The sequence below is a fragment of the Micromonospora globispora genome (genome assembly GCF_003857015.1).
Taxonomy (GTDB): Bacteria; Actinomycetota; Actinomycetes; order Mycobacteriales; family Micromonosporaceae; genus Micromonospora; species Micromonospora globispora.
The window spans coordinates 1-15,290 of sequence record NZ_QGGF01000401.1 but is presented as its reverse complement, the minus strand read 5'-3'; the positions used below and the strand labels follow the sequence as shown (position 1 = coordinate 15,290).

Genomic DNA, 15,290 nt, shown 5'->3' with positions numbered 1-15,290 from the left:
CTCGCCGCCAAGGACGACTCCGAGACGATCGCCCACCTGACCGCGGAGAACGCGTACACCGAGGCGCGGACCGCGCACCTGGCGGGGCTGCGCGCGCAACTGTTCGAGGAGACCCGCCGGCGCACCCAGGAGACCGACCTGTCGGTGCCCACCCGCAAGGACGGGTACTGGTACTACACCCGCACCGTCGAGGGGCAGCAGTACGGCGTGCACTGCCGCCGGGCCGTCCGCGACGGCGAGAGCGCGCCCCCGATCAGCGCGGACGGCGCCCCGCTGGACGGCGAGGAGGTGCTGCTCGACGGCAACCTGCTCGCCGAGGGGCACGACTTCTTCTCCCTCGGCGCCTTCGACGTCAGCCCCGACGGGCGCTGGCTGGCGTACTCGACCGACTTCGCCGGGGACGAGCGGTTCACCCTGCGGGTCAAGGACCTGAAGACCGGTGAGGTGCTCGTCGACGAGGTGCCGGACACCTTCTACGGCACCGCCTGGTCGACGGACGCCTCCACGCTCTTCTACGTCACCGTCGACGAGGCGTGGCGACCGAACCGGGTCTGGCGGCACACCGTCGGCACCCCGTCGAGCGAGGACGTGGTCGTCCACCAGGAGGACGACGAACGGTTCTGGGTGGGCGTCGAGCTGACCCGCTCCGAGCGCTTCGTGGTCATCGACATCCACAGCAAGATCACCAGCGAGGTACGGGTGATCCCGGCGGCCAACCCGACCGGCGAGCCGGCGATCATCGCCCCGCGCCGGCAGGGCGTCGAGTACTCGGTGGAACACCACGGCCACCGGTTCCTGATCCTGCACAACGACGGCGCCGAGGACTTCGCACTCGCGTTCACCTCGGCCGACGCGCCCGGCGACTGGACGCCGCTGATCGAGCACTCTCCGGGCACCCGGCTGGAGTCGGTCGACGCGTTCGAGAACCACCTGGTCGTCTCGCTGCGCAGCAACGGGCTGACCGGGCTGCGGGTGCTCCCGGTCGGCGGCGGCGACGCGTACGAGATCGACTTTCCCGAGCCGATCTACAGCGTCGGGCTGGACGCCAACCCGGAGTACCGGACCCGGGAGGTGCGGCTGCGCTACACCTCGCTGGTCACCCCGGACTCGGTCTACGACTTCGACCTGGTCACCCGGCAGATGGTGCTGCGCAAGCAGAAGCCGGTCCGCCCCGGGCCGGACGGGCGGCCGTACGACCCGGCCGACTACGAGCAGCACCGGGACTGGGCGCTCGCCGACGACGGCACCCGGGTGCCCATCTCGCTGGTCTGCCGGAAGGACACCCCACGCGACGGCTCCGCCCCCTGCGTGATCTACGGCTACGGCTCGTACGAGGCGAGCATGGACCCGTGGTTCTCCATCCCGCGGCTCTCCCTGCTCGACCGGGGCGTCATCTTCGCCGTGGCGCACATCCGCGGCGGCGGTGAACTGGGCCGGCGCTGGTACGACCAGGGCAAGCTGCTGGCCAAGAAGAACACCTTCACCGACTTCGTGGCCTGCGCCCGGCACCTGGTCAAGGCCGGCTGGACGGCCAGCGATCGGCTCGTCGCCCGGGGCGCCTCGGCCGGCGGGCTGCTGATGGGTGCCGTGGCCAACCTGGCCCCGGACGCGTTCGCCGGCATCGTCGCCCAGGTGCCGTTCGTGGACGCGCTCACCTCCATCCTCGACCCGTCGCTGCCGCTGACCGTCACCGAGTGGGAGGAGTGGGGCAACCCGCTCGATGACCCCGACGTGTACGCGTACATGAAGTCGTACACGCCGTACGAGAACGTGGCCCCCGTCGACTACCCGGCGATCCTCGCGGTGACCAGCCTGAACGACACCCGGGTGCTCTACCACGAGCCGGCGAAGTGGGTCGCCCGGCTGCGCGCGGTCGCCCCGCAGGGCGACTACCTGCTGAAGACCGAGATGGGTGCCGGGCACGGCGGCCCCAGCGGCCGGTACGACGCGTGGCGCGAGGAGGCGTTCATCACCGCCTGGATCCTGGACCGGCTCGGCCGGTCCTGACCCGCGTGCGGAGGGGCCCGCCGAGGCCCCTCCGCTCAGGCCAGGACCGACCCCAGCACCGCCGGGTCGACGTTGCCGCCGGTGACCACCGCGACCGTGTGGCCGGCCGGCAGTTCGTCGCGGTGGAAGAGGCGCGCGGCGACCGCCACGGCGGCGCTCGGTTCGACCACCAGCCGGGCCTCCCGCACCAGCCGGCCCATCGCCCCGCTGATCTCCTCCTCGCTCACCGCGACGATGCCGTCGAGGCGTTCCGCCAGGTGGGCCAAAGTCAGCGCGGAGAGGTGGGTACGCAGCCCGTCCGCGCTGGTCCGGTAGGTCCGCTCCACGTCCCAGACCACCACCTCCCCGGCGGCGAGGGAGTCCCGGGCGTCCGCCGCGAGCAGCGGCTCCACCCCGATCACCGTGGCCGACGGCCGGAGCGCCTTCACCGCCGTGGCGACACCGGAGGAGAGCCCGCCGCCGCCCACCGGCACCAGCACCACGTCCACGTCGGGCAGGTCCGCCACGATCTCCAGCCCGATGGTCCCCTGCCCGGCGATGATCCGCCGGTCGTCGAAGGGCGGCACCAGCGCGGCCCCGGTGTCGGCGGCGACCCGCTCGGCCTCGGCGAGCCGGCGGGCCGGCGGGACGAGCCGCACCTCGGCGCCGAGGGCGCGGATCCGGTCGACCTTGACCTGCGGCGCCCCCTCGGGTACGAGCACCGTGCACGGGACGCCGGCCGCCCGAGCCGCGTACGCCAGCGCCTGCCCGTGATTGCCGGACGAGTGGGTCACCACGCCCCGGGCGCGGGCCGCCGGGTCGAGCCGGGCGACCGCGTGGGTCGCGCCGCGCAGCTTGAACGAGCCCACGGGTTGCAGGCTCTCCGGCTTCAGCCACAGCTCGTCGTCCCAGAGTGTCGGCAGCAACGGGGTCCGCACCACCGTCCCGGCGATGTCGTCGGCGGCGGCCCGTACGTCGGCGAGCGAGACAAGATCCATCGCCCCATCCTGCCGCCGCGACGACCGCACGCCCAGTCCCGGCGGATGGCATGCTCGGGCACGATCGCGCCCGATCCCGGAACCAGCGGCCTCGAACGACCAGGAAGGCCCTGCGCGATCTTGGGTTGGCCACGACAGCCAGCGGAACGGAGGCGACATGGCCGGCAGCGAGGGATGGCCCGACGAGGAGGCCGAGGGCGAGCAGCGCCGAAGCGGAGCCGAGGACACGGCCACGCCGACGGCCCGGCGCGGGACGGCCTGGGTGATCCTCGGGGTGGTCGCCGCCGCCCTGGTGATCTGCTGCTGTTCGGCCGTCATCGGCCTGGCGGTCTCCTGGTCCGCCGGCCTCTTCGGCAACCGCTGAGGTGCCGGGCGACCGCGCGTCAGCGGACGCTCGGGCCCGCGCCGACCAGCGCCGCCGCCTCTCCGGTACGCACCATCCGCTGCCAGCGCAGCCGGTTGCCCACCACGGCGGTGACCACCGACTGCACCACCACCAGGTACATCAACTGCCGGTAGACGAGCTGCTGGAACGGCAACGTCCACAGCGGCCCGAGGCGTTCCCGGTCCAGCCGCAGCGCGTACGCGGCGGTGAACCCCTGAAGCAGGAGCAGGCCGAGCCAGGCCACCGCCAACTCGGACCACGGCAGGAAGATCAGCCCGTAGAGGGCGAAGACGTCGACCGCCGGCGCGGTCAACGGCAGCACGATCTGGAACACGGCCAGGTACGGCAGTCCCCGCCGGCCCAGCTTGCCGCCCGCCCCCGACTCGTGCAGCGCCGGCCGGTGCTTCCACATCGCCTGCAGGGTGCCGTAGCACCAGCGGTACCGCTGCCGCCAGAGCTGCCGCAGCGAGGACGGCGCCTCGGTCCACGCGATCGCGCTCTCCTCGTACACCACCCGCCAGCCGGCCCGGAGCACCTTCATGGTCAGGTCGGTGTCCTCGGCGAGGGTGTCGGAGGGGACGCCCGCCACCCCGAGCAGCACCTCCCGGCGGAACGCGCCGATCGCGCCGGGGATGGTCGGCATGCACCCCAGCACGTCGTACATCCGGCGGTCGAGGTTGAAGCCGATCACGTACTCCAGGTGCTGCCAGCGACCGAGCAGCCCGCGGCGGTTGGCGACCTTGGTGTTGCCGGAGATCGCACCGACCGTCGGGTCGGCGAAGCCCTGCACCAGCCGGTACACGGTGTCCGGCTGGAAGACGGTGTCCCCGTCGACCAGGACCAGCAGGTCGGCGCGGGCGGCCCGGATGCCGGTGTTCAGCGCCGCCGGCTTGCCGGCGTTCTCCTGCCGGATCACCCGCACCCCGCGCAGCCGCATCCGCTCGACGATGTCCGCGGTGCCGTCGGTGGAGCCGTCGTCCACCACGATCACCTCCAGCGCCGGGTACCCGCTGGCTACCAGGGACCGCACGGTGGCCGCGATGTTCGCCGCCTCGTTGTACGCCGGCACGATGACCGAAACCGGGGCGGTCACCTCCGGCCGGCGCCGTCGTCCCCGGCGGACGCGGCGCACGTGCCGCCGGGCGCAGACCACCTGCACCGCAAGCCGGGCCACCCCGAGCACCAGCGCCACCCCGAGCAGCAGGTTCATCGCCGAGGTCAGCCAGCCGGCGCCGGCCTGGGCCCAGCGCAGCGCGGCGCCGCTCAGCCGGGCACCGACGGTGGCCTGGACCATGGAGCTCGGCGCGCCGATCCCCTCCGAGACGGTGGTGAACCGGTAGCCCTCCCGGATCAGCCGGGGCAGCATCTGGTCCAGGGCCGCCACGGTCTGGCTGCGGTCACCGCCGGCGTCGTGCATCAGGACCACCGCCCCCGCGCTGCCCTGCGGGGTGGCCGCCCGGACGATGGCCGACACTCCGGGCCGTTGCCAGTCCTTGGCGTCCCGGTCGGCGAGCACGGCCACGTGCCCGCTGCCGGCGGCGTCCCGCAGCGCCTCGTACTGGGGGGCGGTGAGCGCCGTGGTCACCGACGAGAACGGCGGCCGGAAGAGGGTCACCTCGCGGCCGGTGGCGCCGGCGATCGCCGTACGGGTCCAGGCCAGCTCCGATCGCGCCCGCCATGCCGGGACCGCGCTCACGTCGACGTGGGTGAAGGTGTGCGAGCCGACCTCGTGCCCCTCCGCGAGGATCCGCCGGACCAGTTCCGGGTGCGCGTTGACCCGCGCGCCGACCACGAAGAACGTGGCATGGGCGTGGTACCGGCGCAGCACGTCGAGCACCTGCGGCGTCCAGCGGGGGTCCGGCCCGTCGTCGAAGGTGAGCGCGATGGTCCGGTCCCGCATCCGGCGGGTGACCGGCGTCGGGGTGTCCAGCCGCAGCACCGGCCCGCCGGTGGTGACCTGGCGCGGCGCGGGCGACGCGTACGCCTGGGACGGTCCGGTGCCGCCGCCGACACCGGTGACCAGACCGTTGAAGCTCAGCGCGGCGAGCAGGACGACGAGGCCCAGCAGGAGCAGCAACCAGTGCGCCCGGGGGGCGCGGCGGGCTACGTGTCGGGCCATGGTCAGGGCTTGCCCGGGGTCCTGCTCGGCTTGGCGGTGCTGCGCCGCTCGTCGCCCTGGCCGGGCACGGTGGAGGTGGACGGCTGGGGAGCGGGGGCGGTGGTCGTGGTGCCGCCGGTCGTGACGCCTGCGGTGGAGGTGGCCGAGGCCGCCGGCACGGGCACTGAGGTGCTGGGCGCGGGCCGCGGGCTGGGGCTGACTCCGCCGCCGGGCTTGCCCGGGGCATCCACCCCGGCCTCGATCGGCTGCACCTTGTTGTCCGACCAGCCGGGCAGCGGCACCGACGAGTCGAAGAAGAGGCCGGCGAGGATCAGGCCGAGGCTGGTGAGCAGTCCCAGGCCCATCGCCGTACCGGCGATCAGGGTGAGCCGACGACGCCGTCCGGTCCGGTCGACGAACACCGGCGGCTCGCCGCCGGGCTGGTTCTGCATGCTGCTGATCTCCTGATGTTCCACGTTCCGCCGGTGTTGCGGCCCGGCTCGGGACCCGCAGGCGGGTCTCCGCTGCAACAGCGTCACCCGCCGTCGCCCTGTCACATCAGGTCGTCCGCAACTCCTCCACCGCGGTGCTGGCCCGCAGGAAGAGCAGTCCGACGCCGACGGTCACCAGCACCGCGACGAGGGCGCCGGCCCCGAGCCAGGCCAGCCGTTCCCACGGTACGTCCGGAACCACGGTGACCCGCGGAACCCATTCGGTACGGACGTACGTGGCGCGAGTCGCCGGGTCGCCGCACAGCTGGCGGCCCGCGTCGCGGGCGGCGTCAGGACGCGGGGACCCAGGCGGGGTCGCGGCCGGTACGGCCGAGGAGGCGGTCCAGGTCGGTGGCCTCGGGGCCGGTCGGAACGGCTTCGCCGAAGGCACCCATCTGCTGGCCGGTGTCGCCCATCCGGTCCATGAAGCCGTGCAGCGCCGCCAGCACCTCCGGCTCGACCTCCAGCCGCTGGCCGGTGGCCCGGGCCAGATCCCAGGCGTGCACGGTCAGATCGGTCAGCGCCATCTCACCGACCGTCTCCTGCGGCAGACCCATGCCGGACGACACACCCTCCAGCGCCGCCGGCTCGGACCAGGCCTCGACCAGCCGTACGGTCTCCGCCGCGAAGCGGTCCCGCCAGCCCTCGGTCAGGTGGTCGTTCTTCGCCGACCAGTCCACCTCCCCCTTGCGCGCGAGCGCCTGGAAGTTGACCACCACCTGGTAGAGGTGGTTGACCAGGTCGCGCACGGCGTAGTCGGGGCACGGGGTGGGCAGGTCGAGCTGATCGTCGGAGATCCCGCGGACCACCGTCACCGTTCGAGGTGCGGCCGCGGCCAGCAGCTCACTAGTCTTCGTGGTCATAGGGCCAGCGTATGAAGGTGGTCTTGAAGAAATGCGACACCACCCGCGCCGGGACAGTCGAGGCATCCTCGACCCGGGCCGGCTGCTGCGGCGGGTCCGCTTCCGTCGGCGGCTTCCGGCGGCGGAGCTGCGACCGTACGTCGAGCACTACTGGCTCATCGACTGGGAGCTGACCGAGCCGTTCGACCAGCGGGTGGTGCCGCACCCGGCGGTCAACGTGGTGTTCCACGGTCAGGTCGACGGCCCGGAGACCGCCGAGGTGGCGGGCGTCGGCAGCGAACTCTTCACCATCACGCTGCACGGCACCGGCCGGGTCAGCGGGGTGCAGTTCCGCCCCGGCGGCTTCCGGCCCTTCTGGCGCCGCCCGGTGGCCGAGCTGACCGGGCAGCGCCGGCCGCTCGTCGACGCGGGGCTGCCCACCGACGGTCCGGTCTGCCCGGGTACGGACTACGACCGGTGCCGCCGGCTGGACGCCCTGCTCACCCGGTGGGCGCCCGAGCCGGATCCGCTCGCGGCTGAGGCGACCGCGCTGGTCGAGGAGATCCGCGCCGACCGGACGCTGCTGCGGGTGGACGACTTCGCCCGGCAGCACGGCGTCTCCACCCGGCGGCTGCAGCGGCTCTTCCTCGACCACGTCGGCGTCGGTCCGAAGTGGGTGATCCGGCGCTACCGGCTGCAGGAGGCGATCGAGCAGGCCGCGGGCGGCCCGATCGACTGGGCGACCCTCGCCGCCGACCTGGGCTACAGCGACCAGGCCCACCTGGTCCGCGAGTTCACCGCGGTCACCGGCGTCTCGCCCGCCGCGTACGCCCGCTCGCTCGGCTGACCGGGGACCGGCGCGGCCGGAACGGCCTCGCGCCGCGACGGGCTTCGCAGGGCCGAGCGGGCGCAACGCTCCGTCACCACGCGCCCGGCCGGAGCATCAGGTTCTTCCCCTTTGCTCTGCTGCCCCGGACGCAACAGCTACCGTCCGTCGCGCTCGGCGGTGGTCATCCGGCCGGCCCCGTCGGGACGACGGGCTGCTCAGCGCGGTGTTGCGGTGGGTTAAGCAGAGCAAAGGTGGTCACCGAGGTGGCGGCGGGCGGGAAGCACGTCACCGACCGTCACGGCGATGGTCCTGAGGCAGCGCAACCAGCCGGCGACGGTCAGCGGCGGCGGACGGCGACCACGGCGACGTCGTCGTGGATCTCTGGCGGGGCCAGCTCGACCAGCAGCCGCTCGCAGAAGCGGTCCAGGTCGTCGTCCACCCGGGTGGCCACCGCGGCCAGCGCCGCCATGCCCTCATCGATGGTGGCGTCCCGCCGCTCGATGAGCCCGTCGGTGTAGAGCACCAGCGTCGCACCGGCCGGGAGCACGAACTCCAGATCCGGCGGCCGGGGTGCCCGGACCCCGAGCAGCGGGGCCGACTGCTGGATGAACTCGACCCGGCCGTCCACGCTGACCAGCGCCGGCAGGTGCCCCGCGCTGGCCAGCCGGACCAGACCGCTGCCCGGGTGCAGCAGCAGCACGCAGATGGTGGCCAGCTCGTTCGGCAGCAGGGTACGCATCAGCTCGTTGACCCGGTCCAGGATCACCCCGGGCTGGTGCCCCTCCACCGCGTACGCCCGCACCGCGTGGCGCAGCTCGGCCATCACGGTGGCGGCGTGCAACGAGTGGCCGGCGACGTCCCCGATCGCCATCAGCAGATGCCCGTCGAGCATCACCAGCTCGTAGAAGTCGCCCCCCACCTCCGTCCGGGCGCTCGCCGGCTCGTACCGGACGGCCAGGTCGAGGCCGGCGACCTCGGGCAGCCGACGGGGCAGCAGGCTGCGCTGGAGGGTGACCGCGATCCGGTGCTCCTCGTCAAAGGACCGCTGCGCCTCCACCGCCGAGGCGACCGCCTGGCCGAGCTGCACCAGCACCGGCGTCCGTACCGTCTGGGTGGCGGTCGGCACCACCACGTACAGCGGGGGGCGGTCCTCGCGCAACCGGGCGGCCACCACGGTCACCGTGTCGCCCGCCGGCCAGTCGACCAGCCCCCAGGCACCCGGCTCGTCCACACGGACGGTGGCGCCGATCGGCAACCCGCTCTCCTCGACCAGCCACGGCACGACGGATGGGTCGGCACCCGGCCCCGCCACCACTCCGGCCAGGCAGTCGCCCTCGAAGGTCTCCGCGACCACCACCGCCGGGGACTTGAAGATCCGTGCCGCCCCCGCCGCCGCCGCCTCCAACAGCCGGACGAAGTTCGGCGCCGCGTGCATCGACACCGTCGCGTCGGCCAGCGCGGCCAGCCGCTCCGCAAGCAGCTCGGCCCGCTGCCGGGCCTGGTAGTAGCGGAGCACCGCGTGCGCGGTGGCGACCAGTTCCTCCGGCTCGATCGGCTCGGCCAGGTAGGCGTCGGCGCCGCGGGTGAGACCCTGCGCCCGGTCCACGACGTCGATCGCGTGCGCCGAGACGTGGATGACCGGGGTGGCCGGATGGCTGACCTTGATCCGTTCGCAGACCTCGAAGCCGCTCAGGTCCGGCAGTCGTACGTCGAGCACCACCAGGTCGACCCGTTCGCTCTCCACCCGAGCCAGCGCCTCCGCGCCGTTTTCCGCCTCGATGGTCTCGAAGCCGGCCCGGCTGAGCCAGCTGACCAGCAGGTACCGCTTGGTGCGACTGTCGTCGACCACCAGTACGGTCGCCCGCCCGCCCTCCACCGTCACGCTCCGCCCACGGGAAGGTTGACCGTGAAGGTGCTGCCTCGGCCGGGCTCGCTGGACAGCTCCAACGTCCCGCCGAGCAGCTTCACCAGCCGGCGCGCATACGGCAGGCCGAGGCCCGTGCCGCCGACCCGGGTCGCCCCGGGCACCTGGTAGAACTCCTCGAACACCCGCTCGTGCAGCTCGGGCGGGATGCCGACACCGGTGTCGGCGACCGACAGCGACCAGCGGTCGCCGCTTCGTTCCGCCCGCAGCCGGACCTCGCCCCGTTCGGTGAACTTCAGCGCGTTGTGCAGCAGGTTGCGCAGCACCTGGGCGAGCAGCACCTCGTCGGAGCGGACCGCCGCCGGAGTCGGCGGCTCCTCCACCACCAGCTCCACCTCGGGCCGGGTGGCCAGCGCCCGGACGGTGCCCCGGAGCTGCCCGAAGAGCCCCCGCAGGTCCACCTCGGTCCAGTTCGGCTCGATCCGACCCGACTCGGCCTTGGCCAGGTCGAGCAGCTCGTTGACCAGACCGAGCAGGTCGGACGCGGACGAGCGGATGAGGCCGACCTGCCGTGCCTGCTCGGCGGTGAGCGGGTCGGAGGCGGAGTCCGCGAGCAGCCGGGCCAGCCCGATGATGGCGGTGACCGGCGCCCGCAGCTCGTGGCTGACGTTGGCCAGGAACCGGCTCTTCGACTCGCTCGCCGCGCGCAGTTGGGCGGATTTCTCGTCCAGCTCGGCGTAGAGCGCGACCACCCCGCGGTTGGTCTCCTCCAGCTCCTCGGTGAGCTGGTTGTAGAGGGCCATCACGCCCCGGTTGGTCTCCTGCAGCTCCTCGTTGAGCACCTCCAGCTCGTCGCGCTGGCTGCGCACCTCGTCGAGGGCGGCGATCAGTTGCTCGTTCTGCGAGGCGAGCTCGTCCAGCGCGCTGCCGGGAGCGCTCCGGCCCAGCTCGGCGCGGAGCTCGGCGAGTCGCTCCGGAGTCAGCGGCTGGGCGTTGGCCGGGACACGTCGGGACATCCTCACGACCGTATCGCCCGCGTGGTGCAGGACGGCCAGCATGTCCACCAGGCGCGCCACCGCGCCGGACTGCGGCTCGTACCGGCCGTCGGGGAGCGGCCGCACGGGGGCGAGGTCCGCCCGCAGCACGAGGCGGCCGGCGGCCTCGTCGAAGACGACGGCGAAGGTGACGTCGGCACCGCCGAACGAGCGCAGCAGGTCTCGGGCGACCTCGCTCAGCGCGGTGGCGATCCGTACCTGATCCTGGTGTTCCAGTCCGACCGCGCCGGCCACCTCTCGACCGCGCTGCCGGACCAGGAAGATGTCCTGCTCCACCCGGAGCGCCATCTGGAGCAGCGGCTGGGACGCGGAATGATCCGTCATGGCTCCGCCCGGGCGACCAGGACGCAGGCGTCGTCGCGGCGGATCCCGGCGTCCCGGAGCAGGGTCGCGGCCACCACCAGCGGCGCCCGCCCGACCAGCCCCGGGTAGTCGGCGAGGTCCCAGCGATCGACCACCCCGTCGCTGTGCATGACCAGCGTCGCGCCCACCTGGAACGGATAGTCGTACTCGCGCACCACCGGATTCTGGTGGCCCGCGATGCCGGGCAGCGAGACCAGGCCCCGCCGCCGAGCACCCTCCACCACGATCATGGCTGCGATGTTGCCCAGCCCGGCGTACCGGAGCAAGCCCCCGGCCGGGTCCAGCTCGGCCACGGCCAGCGCGGCGCCCCGGGTGTGCGACATCATCCGGTGCAGGTGCCGCACCACCGCGCCCGGCGAACCGTTCGGCGCGTCGCGGAACGCGCCGACCGCGGCCTCGCTGGCGGCGGCCGCCAGCGGCCCGTGCCCGAGACCGTCGCAGACCAGCACCTGCTGCCGCCCCTCGACGACCCGGACGGCGTAGCCGTCCCCGCTGACCTGCTCGCCGGTCATCGGCCGGGTGAGCGCGCCGGCCCAGGACGGCTCCGGTGCCGGACCCGACCAGACCTGTACGGCGAGGACGGTCCCCCGCTGGGGCAGCGAGTAGCCGTCGAACCAGCTCGCCTGCCGGACGATCGCGCCCAGGCCGATGCCGAGGGTGCCGGTGGTGGAGTGACCATCCCGTGACGAAACGGTCAAGTCCGCCATGCCGGGACCGTGGTCAACGGCGATCAGCTCGACGCCGGCCCGCCCGCCGCGGCGGACCGGCCGAAGCAGAACCATCCCCTCCTGCGCGTGCTTGACCAGGTTGCTGGTCAGCTCGGCGGTGATGATGGCGAGGTCGGCGACCGGCCGGTCGCCCAGCTCGAGCTGCGCGCCGAGACGTTCGGCCGCCCGGCGTACCGCGCTGGCCGCGCTGCCGCTCTCCACCCCCCGGAACCAGATGCCGTGGTCAAGGACCACGTCCCCGTTCATCGGGACCACTTGGTGACGGTGATCCGGGTGCCCTCGCCGACGGTGGTCCAGATGTCGAAGTCGTCGACCAGCCGGCGGGCCCCGCTCAGCCCGAGGCCGAGCCCGCCGCCGGTGGTGTACCCGTCGGTCAGCGCCAGGTCGATGTCGGGGATGCCGGGCCCGGAGTCGGCGAAGACGATCCGCACGCCGCGCCGTCGGTCGTCCTCGACGACGGTCACCTCGGCGCTGCCCCCGCCGCCGTAGACCAGGGTGTTGCGGGCCAGCTCACTGGCGGCGGTGACGAGCTTGGTCTGGTCGACCAGCGAGAGCCGGGCCGAAACCGCGAACGTACGCACCAACTGGCGGACCCGTACCACGTCCTCGTCGCTCCGGATTGCCTGCGCTTGCGGGCGGCCCAGGTCGACACCGGCGGTCATGTCGTGGCCGTCGTCTCGACGTCCTCGTCACCGTCGACCTCGTCCCACTCGTCGCCGCGGGCCGCCGCGACCAGCTCCATGCCGCGTTCGACGTTCAGCGCGGTGCGGATGCCGTTCAGCGACAGGCCCAGTTCGACCAGGGTGATGGCGACGGCGGGACGCATCCCGACGACCACCGTCTCCGCGTCCAGCACCTTGGAGATGGACGCGATGGTGGAAAGCATCCGGCCGACGAACGAGTCGACGATGTCCAGCGCGGTGATGTCGATGATCACGCCGTGGCAACCGGTGGCGACGATCCGCTCGGCCAGGTCCTCCTGGAGCTGGACCGCCGTCTGGTCGGACATGTCGACCTGGATGGAGACCAGCAGGATGTCACCGATCTTGAGGATCGGCACCCGCTCCATCAGGACTCCCGACGCTGATGGCGGCGGGTCTCGACGCCGGTCAACCGCAGCACCTGGCGCAGCGCGTCGGCGAGGCTCGCCTTGGTGGCGATGTCGCCGAACTCGATGCCGAGCGCGACGATGGTCTGGGCGATCTGCGGCCGGATTCCGGAGATGATGCAGTCGGCGCCCATCAGCCGGGCGGCCACCACGGTCTTGAGGATGTGCTGGGCGACCTGGGTGTCCACCGCCGGGACGCCGGTGATGTCGATGATCGCGTACGGCGAGCCGGTGTCGACCAGGGTCTGGAGCAGCCGCTCCATCACCACCTGGGCACGGGCCGAGTCGAGCGTGCCGACCAGCGGGACGGCGACCACGCCCTCCCAGATCTTCACCACCGGGGTGGAGAGTTCCAACAGCTGCTCGGCCTGGTCGGCGATCAGGCTCTCCCGGGTCCGGGTGTAGGTCTCGAAGGTGAAGAGCCCCATCTGGTCGATCAGCCCGGAGAACGCGACGAAGTCGCGCAGCGCGCTTCCCTCGTGGTTCTCCTCCATCAGCTCGAGCAGGACGTCCTTCAGCGCGTAGACACTGATCGCCGTTTCGGTGGCGGTGAAGCCCTGCCGAGCGCGGCCACGGGACAGCTCGGCCAGCACGGCGCGCAGCTCCCCGCCCTGCTCCGAGGACAGGTCGGTGAGGCCGTTCTCCCCGGCGTCGATCATGCTACGGTGCAGCTCCTGCACCTGCCGGGCAAGCTCAGCCTGGCTGAGGCGACCGCGCAGCGACGTGGCGACGATCTCCGTCCAGCGCCGGGTCAGCCGCTCGCCGTGCTCACTGAGCAGACGGGCCAGCCGACCACTCTCTTCGGCGCTCAACGCCATGGTGACCTCCCTGGACTCTGGACCGGCCGGACTCTACCACCGGAGCAGGCACACTACTTGTCGCGAAGCAAAGAATGATCGTCGGCACCGGTAACCGGTCCCGTTCTGCGTACCACCCGCCTCGTGGGATACCGTTCCACCGAACACAGGAGGTCGGCGAATGTCCCTGACGGTGCACACGGAACAGCGCGGCGACGTGGTCGTCGTGTCGGTCGCGGGCGAACTGGACATGGCGACGGCACCGCAGCTGCAGGACCAGATCACGGATCTGCTGGACAAGGGGCGGAACCGCCTGGTCTTCGATCTGGCGGACGTGTCGTTCTGCGACTCGACCGGGCTGTCGGTGTTCGTCCGGGCCAAGAACAGCTGCGACGAGGCCGGCGGCGTGGTCCGGCTGGCCGCCCCGCAGCGCGGTGTGCTGCGCATCCTAGAGGTCAGCGGCCTGGTCGAGGTGCTGCACACGTACCCGACGGTCGAGCAGGCCGTCGCGGGTGACCCGACGCCGGCCTCCTCCTGACCGTTTCCGCTCAACGCTCGTCCTCGATGTAGCGGGGACGGGCGATCAGCATGCCCGCCGTCGTCTGCACGGCAAGCGCCACCAGCAGGAAGCCGATGGGCGCGGTCCAGCCTCCGGTCACCTCGTAGAGAATGCCGACGAGCAGCGGGCCGAGCGCCGCGATGACGTACCCGGTGCTCTGCGCGAACGCCGACAGCGCCACGGTCCCCTCCGCGGTGCGGGCGCGTAGCCCGATGGTGGTGAGGATCAGCGGGAACGCGCCCTGGCCGAGGGCGAGCAGCAGCACCCAGAGCGGCGCGAGGCCGTGCGGGGCCAGCGCCAGGCCGACGTAGGAGGCTGTGGAGGCGGCGGTCAGCCCGAGCACCAGCGGCCGCAGCGTCGGCAGCCGACCGGCCAGCGTCGGCATCACCAGCGCGACCGGCACGCCCAGCGCGGTCACCCCGGCGAGCAGCAGGCCGGCCGCCTCCGGCCGGTATCCGGCGTCCCGGAAGAGCTGCGCCAGCCAGCCCATGATCGCGTACCCGCTGAGGGACTGCGCCCCGAAGTAGGTGGCCATCGCCCAGCCGAGCCGGGTCCGCCCGGGGCGGATCCGCACGCGGGTCGCGGGGGCCGCCGTCGGGGTGGCGGTCCGCCGGGCGGCGCGGGCCCGCAGCGCCAGCGGCACCCACGGCAGTACGGCCACCGCGGCCAGCCCGGCCCAGATCCCGAGCCCGGCCCGCCAGGAGCCGAAGGCGTGCGCCACCGGCACCGCCGAGGCGGCGGCCACCGTCGTACCCGTGGTGAGCGCCATCGTGTAAGCCCCGGTGACCAGGCCGGTGCGGTGCGAGAAATGCTGCTTGACCAGCATCGGCAGGAGGATGTTCGCCACCGCGATGCCGGCCAGCGCCAGCGCGCTGGTGAGCACGAAGATCAGGGCCGAGTCGGTGACCACCCGGAGCACCTGGCCGACGGTGAGCGCGAGCATGGCCACCACCAGCACCCGGGCCGGGGCGTACCGGCGGACCAGCCACGGGGTGAGCGCGCCGAGGCCGGCGAAGGCGATGGTCGGCAGGGTGGTGACGAGGCCGGCCATCGCGCCGGAGAGGCCTAGCCCAGTCCGGATCTCGTCGAGCAGGGCGCCGAGGCTGGTCACCGCGGCCCGCAGGTTCAGCGCGACCAGCAGCATGCCGACCAGCACCAGCGCACCCCCGGTGGCCGGGGAGGTGGTC

The 15,290-nt window shown here is 73.0% G+C and carries 16 protein-coding genes; 4 read left to right on the top strand and 12 right to left on the bottom strand.

The window, feature by feature from the left end:
- A partial coding sequence (locus DKL51_RS21410) for a S9 family peptidase (RefSeq protein ID WP_148097821.1) occupies positions 1-2,007 on the top strand: 2,007 nt, incomplete at its 5' end.
- Between the two features lie 35 nt (positions 2,008-2,042).
- On the opposite strand, the gene DKL51_RS21405 is transcribed toward DKL51_RS21410, so the two are convergent.
- Complete coding sequence (locus tag DKL51_RS21405) at positions 2,043-2,984, bottom strand: threonine ammonia-lyase (RefSeq protein WP_109947692.1); 942 nt, start codon at positions 2,982-2,984, stop codon at positions 2,043-2,045.
- Between the two features lie 157 nt (positions 2,985-3,141).
- Between DKL51_RS21405 and DKL51_RS21400 the strand changes: the two genes are divergently transcribed.
- The gene (locus tag DKL51_RS21400) at positions 3,142-3,348 is read left to right on the top strand and encodes a hypothetical protein (RefSeq protein ID WP_243422743.1); all 207 of its coding nucleotides are present in this window, start codon (positions 3,142-3,144) and stop codon (positions 3,346-3,348) included.
- A 19-nt stretch (positions 3,349-3,367) separates the two neighbouring features.
- Here DKL51_RS21400 and DKL51_RS21395 read toward each other — a convergent pair whose 3' ends face one another.
- The 4 genes from DKL51_RS21395 to DKL51_RS21380 all read right to left on the bottom strand — a co-directional run bounded on the left by DKL51_RS21395 (position 3,368) and on the right by DKL51_RS21380 (position 6,821).
- Positions 3,368-5,488: a bifunctional polysaccharide deacetylase/glycosyltransferase family 2 protein gene (locus DKL51_RS21395; protein ID WP_109947691.1), complete on the bottom strand. Its 2,121-nt coding sequence runs from the start codon at positions 5,486-5,488 to the stop codon at positions 3,368-3,370.
- Between the two features lie 2 nt (positions 5,489-5,490).
- Complete coding sequence (locus DKL51_RS21390; protein ID WP_109947690.1) at positions 5,491-5,943, bottom strand: hypothetical protein; 453 nt, start codon at positions 5,941-5,943, stop codon at positions 5,491-5,493.
- Between the two features lie 82 nt (positions 5,944-6,025).
- Positions 6,026-6,160, bottom strand: a complete 135-nt coding sequence (locus tag DKL51_RS36540; protein WP_260428609.1) for a hypothetical protein — start codon at positions 6,158-6,160, stop codon at positions 6,026-6,028.
- 88 nt (positions 6,161-6,248) lie between these two features.
- Positions 6,249-6,821 carry a TIGR03086 family metal-binding protein gene (locus DKL51_RS21380; RefSeq protein ID WP_109947689.1) on the bottom strand — a complete coding sequence of 191 codons (573 nt, stop codon included), beginning with the start codon at positions 6,819-6,821 and terminating at the stop codon, positions 6,249-6,251.
- A 31-nt stretch (positions 6,822-6,852) separates the two neighbouring features.
- Between DKL51_RS21380 and DKL51_RS21375 the strand changes: the two genes are divergently transcribed.
- Entirely contained in the window at positions 6,853-7,647 is a 795-nt protein-coding gene (locus tag DKL51_RS21375; protein ID WP_109947688.1) for a helix-turn-helix domain-containing protein, read from the top strand.
- Between the two features lie 319 nt (positions 7,648-7,966).
- Here the strand turns inward: DKL51_RS21375 and DKL51_RS21370 are convergent, their stop codons facing one another.
- Genes DKL51_RS21370 through DKL51_RS21345 form a run of 6 tightly spaced genes read right to left on the bottom strand, consistent with a single transcriptional unit; the run spans position 7,967 to position 13,565 of the window.
- Complete coding sequence (locus tag DKL51_RS21370; protein ID WP_109947687.1) at positions 7,967-9,505, bottom strand: SpoIIE family protein phosphatase; 1,539 nt, start codon at positions 9,503-9,505, stop codon at positions 7,967-7,969.
- A gap of 2 nt (positions 9,506-9,507) precedes the next feature.
- Complete coding sequence (locus DKL51_RS21365) at positions 9,508-10,872, bottom strand: sensor histidine kinase (RefSeq protein WP_109947686.1); 1,365 nt, start codon at positions 10,870-10,872, stop codon at positions 9,508-9,510.
- The gene (locus DKL51_RS21360; protein WP_109947695.1) at positions 10,869-11,885 is read right to left on the bottom strand and encodes a SpoIIE family protein phosphatase; all 1,017 of its coding nucleotides are present in this window, start codon (positions 11,883-11,885) and stop codon (positions 10,869-10,871) included. The genes DKL51_RS21365 and DKL51_RS21360 overlap by 4 nt, the downstream gene beginning before the upstream one ends.
- Positions 11,882-12,301 (bottom strand): ATP-binding protein, encoded by a 420-nt coding sequence (locus DKL51_RS21355; protein WP_124812413.1) that lies wholly within the window; start codon positions 12,299-12,301, stop codon positions 11,882-11,884. The genes DKL51_RS21360 and DKL51_RS21355 overlap by 4 nt, the downstream gene beginning before the upstream one ends.
- A complete protein-coding gene (locus tag DKL51_RS21350; RefSeq protein ID WP_109947684.1) occupies positions 12,298-12,708 on the bottom strand; it encodes an STAS domain-containing protein in 411 nt (136 codons plus the stop codon). Before DKL51_RS21350 ends, DKL51_RS21355 begins: the two co-directional genes overlap by 4 nt.
- Positions 12,708-13,565: an STAS domain-containing protein gene (locus tag DKL51_RS21345; RefSeq protein WP_109947683.1), complete on the bottom strand. Its 858-nt coding sequence runs from the start codon at positions 13,563-13,565 to the stop codon at positions 12,708-12,710. Before DKL51_RS21345 ends, DKL51_RS21350 begins: the two co-directional genes overlap by 1 nt.
- 160 nt (positions 13,566-13,725) lie before the next feature.
- On the opposite strand from DKL51_RS21345, the gene DKL51_RS21340 reads away from it, so the two are divergent.
- On the top strand, positions 13,726-14,082 hold the full coding sequence (locus tag DKL51_RS21340) for an STAS domain-containing protein (protein ID WP_109947682.1): 357 nt from the start codon (positions 13,726-13,728) through the stop codon (positions 14,080-14,082).
- Positions 14,083-14,092: 10 nt separating this feature from the next.
- Here DKL51_RS21340 and DKL51_RS21335 read toward each other — a convergent pair.
- The coding region (locus tag DKL51_RS21335; RefSeq protein WP_438819668.1) for an MFS transporter at positions 14,093-15,290 on the bottom strand (1,198 nt) is incomplete at its 5' end.

What these genes read in the sequence shown, in the direction of transcription:
- DKL51_RS21365 (WP_109947686.1), bottom strand. Translation starts at nt 10,872, where the DNA reads ATGACGGATCATTCCGCGTCCCAGCCGCTGCTCCAGATGGCGCTCCGG.
- DKL51_RS21405 (WP_109947692.1), bottom strand. Translation starts at nt 2,984, where the DNA reads ATGGATCTTGTCTCGCTCGCCGACGTACGGGCCGCCGCCGACGACATC.
- DKL51_RS21345 (WP_109947683.1), bottom strand. Translation starts at nt 13,565, where the DNA reads ATGGCGTTGAGCGCCGAAGAGAGTGGTCGGCTGGCCCGTCTGCTCAGT.
- DKL51_RS21375 (WP_109947688.1), top strand. Translation starts at nt 6,853, where the DNA reads ATGCGACACCACCCGCGCCGGGACAGTCGAGGCATCCTCGACCCGGGC.
- DKL51_RS21400 (WP_243422743.1), top strand. Translation starts at nt 3,142, where the DNA reads ATGGCCGGCAGCGAGGGATGGCCCGACGAGGAGGCCGAGGGCGAGCAG.
- DKL51_RS21350 (WP_109947684.1), bottom strand. Translation starts at nt 12,708, where the DNA reads ATGGAGCGGGTGCCGATCCTCAAGATCGGTGACATCCTGCTGGTCTCC.
- DKL51_RS21395 (WP_109947691.1), bottom strand. Translation starts at nt 5,488, where the DNA reads ATGGCCCGACACGTAGCCCGCCGCGCCCCCCGGGCGCACTGGTTGCTG.
- DKL51_RS21380 (WP_109947689.1), bottom strand. Translation starts at nt 6,821, where the DNA reads ATGACCACGAAGACTAGTGAGCTGCTGGCCGCGGCCGCACCTCGAACG.
- DKL51_RS21355 (WP_124812413.1), bottom strand. Translation starts at nt 12,301, where the DNA reads ATGACCGCCGGTGTCGACCTGGGCCGCCCGCAAGCGCAGGCAATCCGG.
- DKL51_RS21340 (WP_109947682.1), top strand. Translation starts at nt 13,726, where the DNA reads ATGTCCCTGACGGTGCACACGGAACAGCGCGGCGACGTGGTCGTCGTG.
- DKL51_RS21360 (WP_109947695.1), bottom strand. Translation starts at nt 11,885, where the DNA reads ATGAACGGGGACGTGGTCCTTGACCACGGCATCTGGTTCCGGGGGGTG.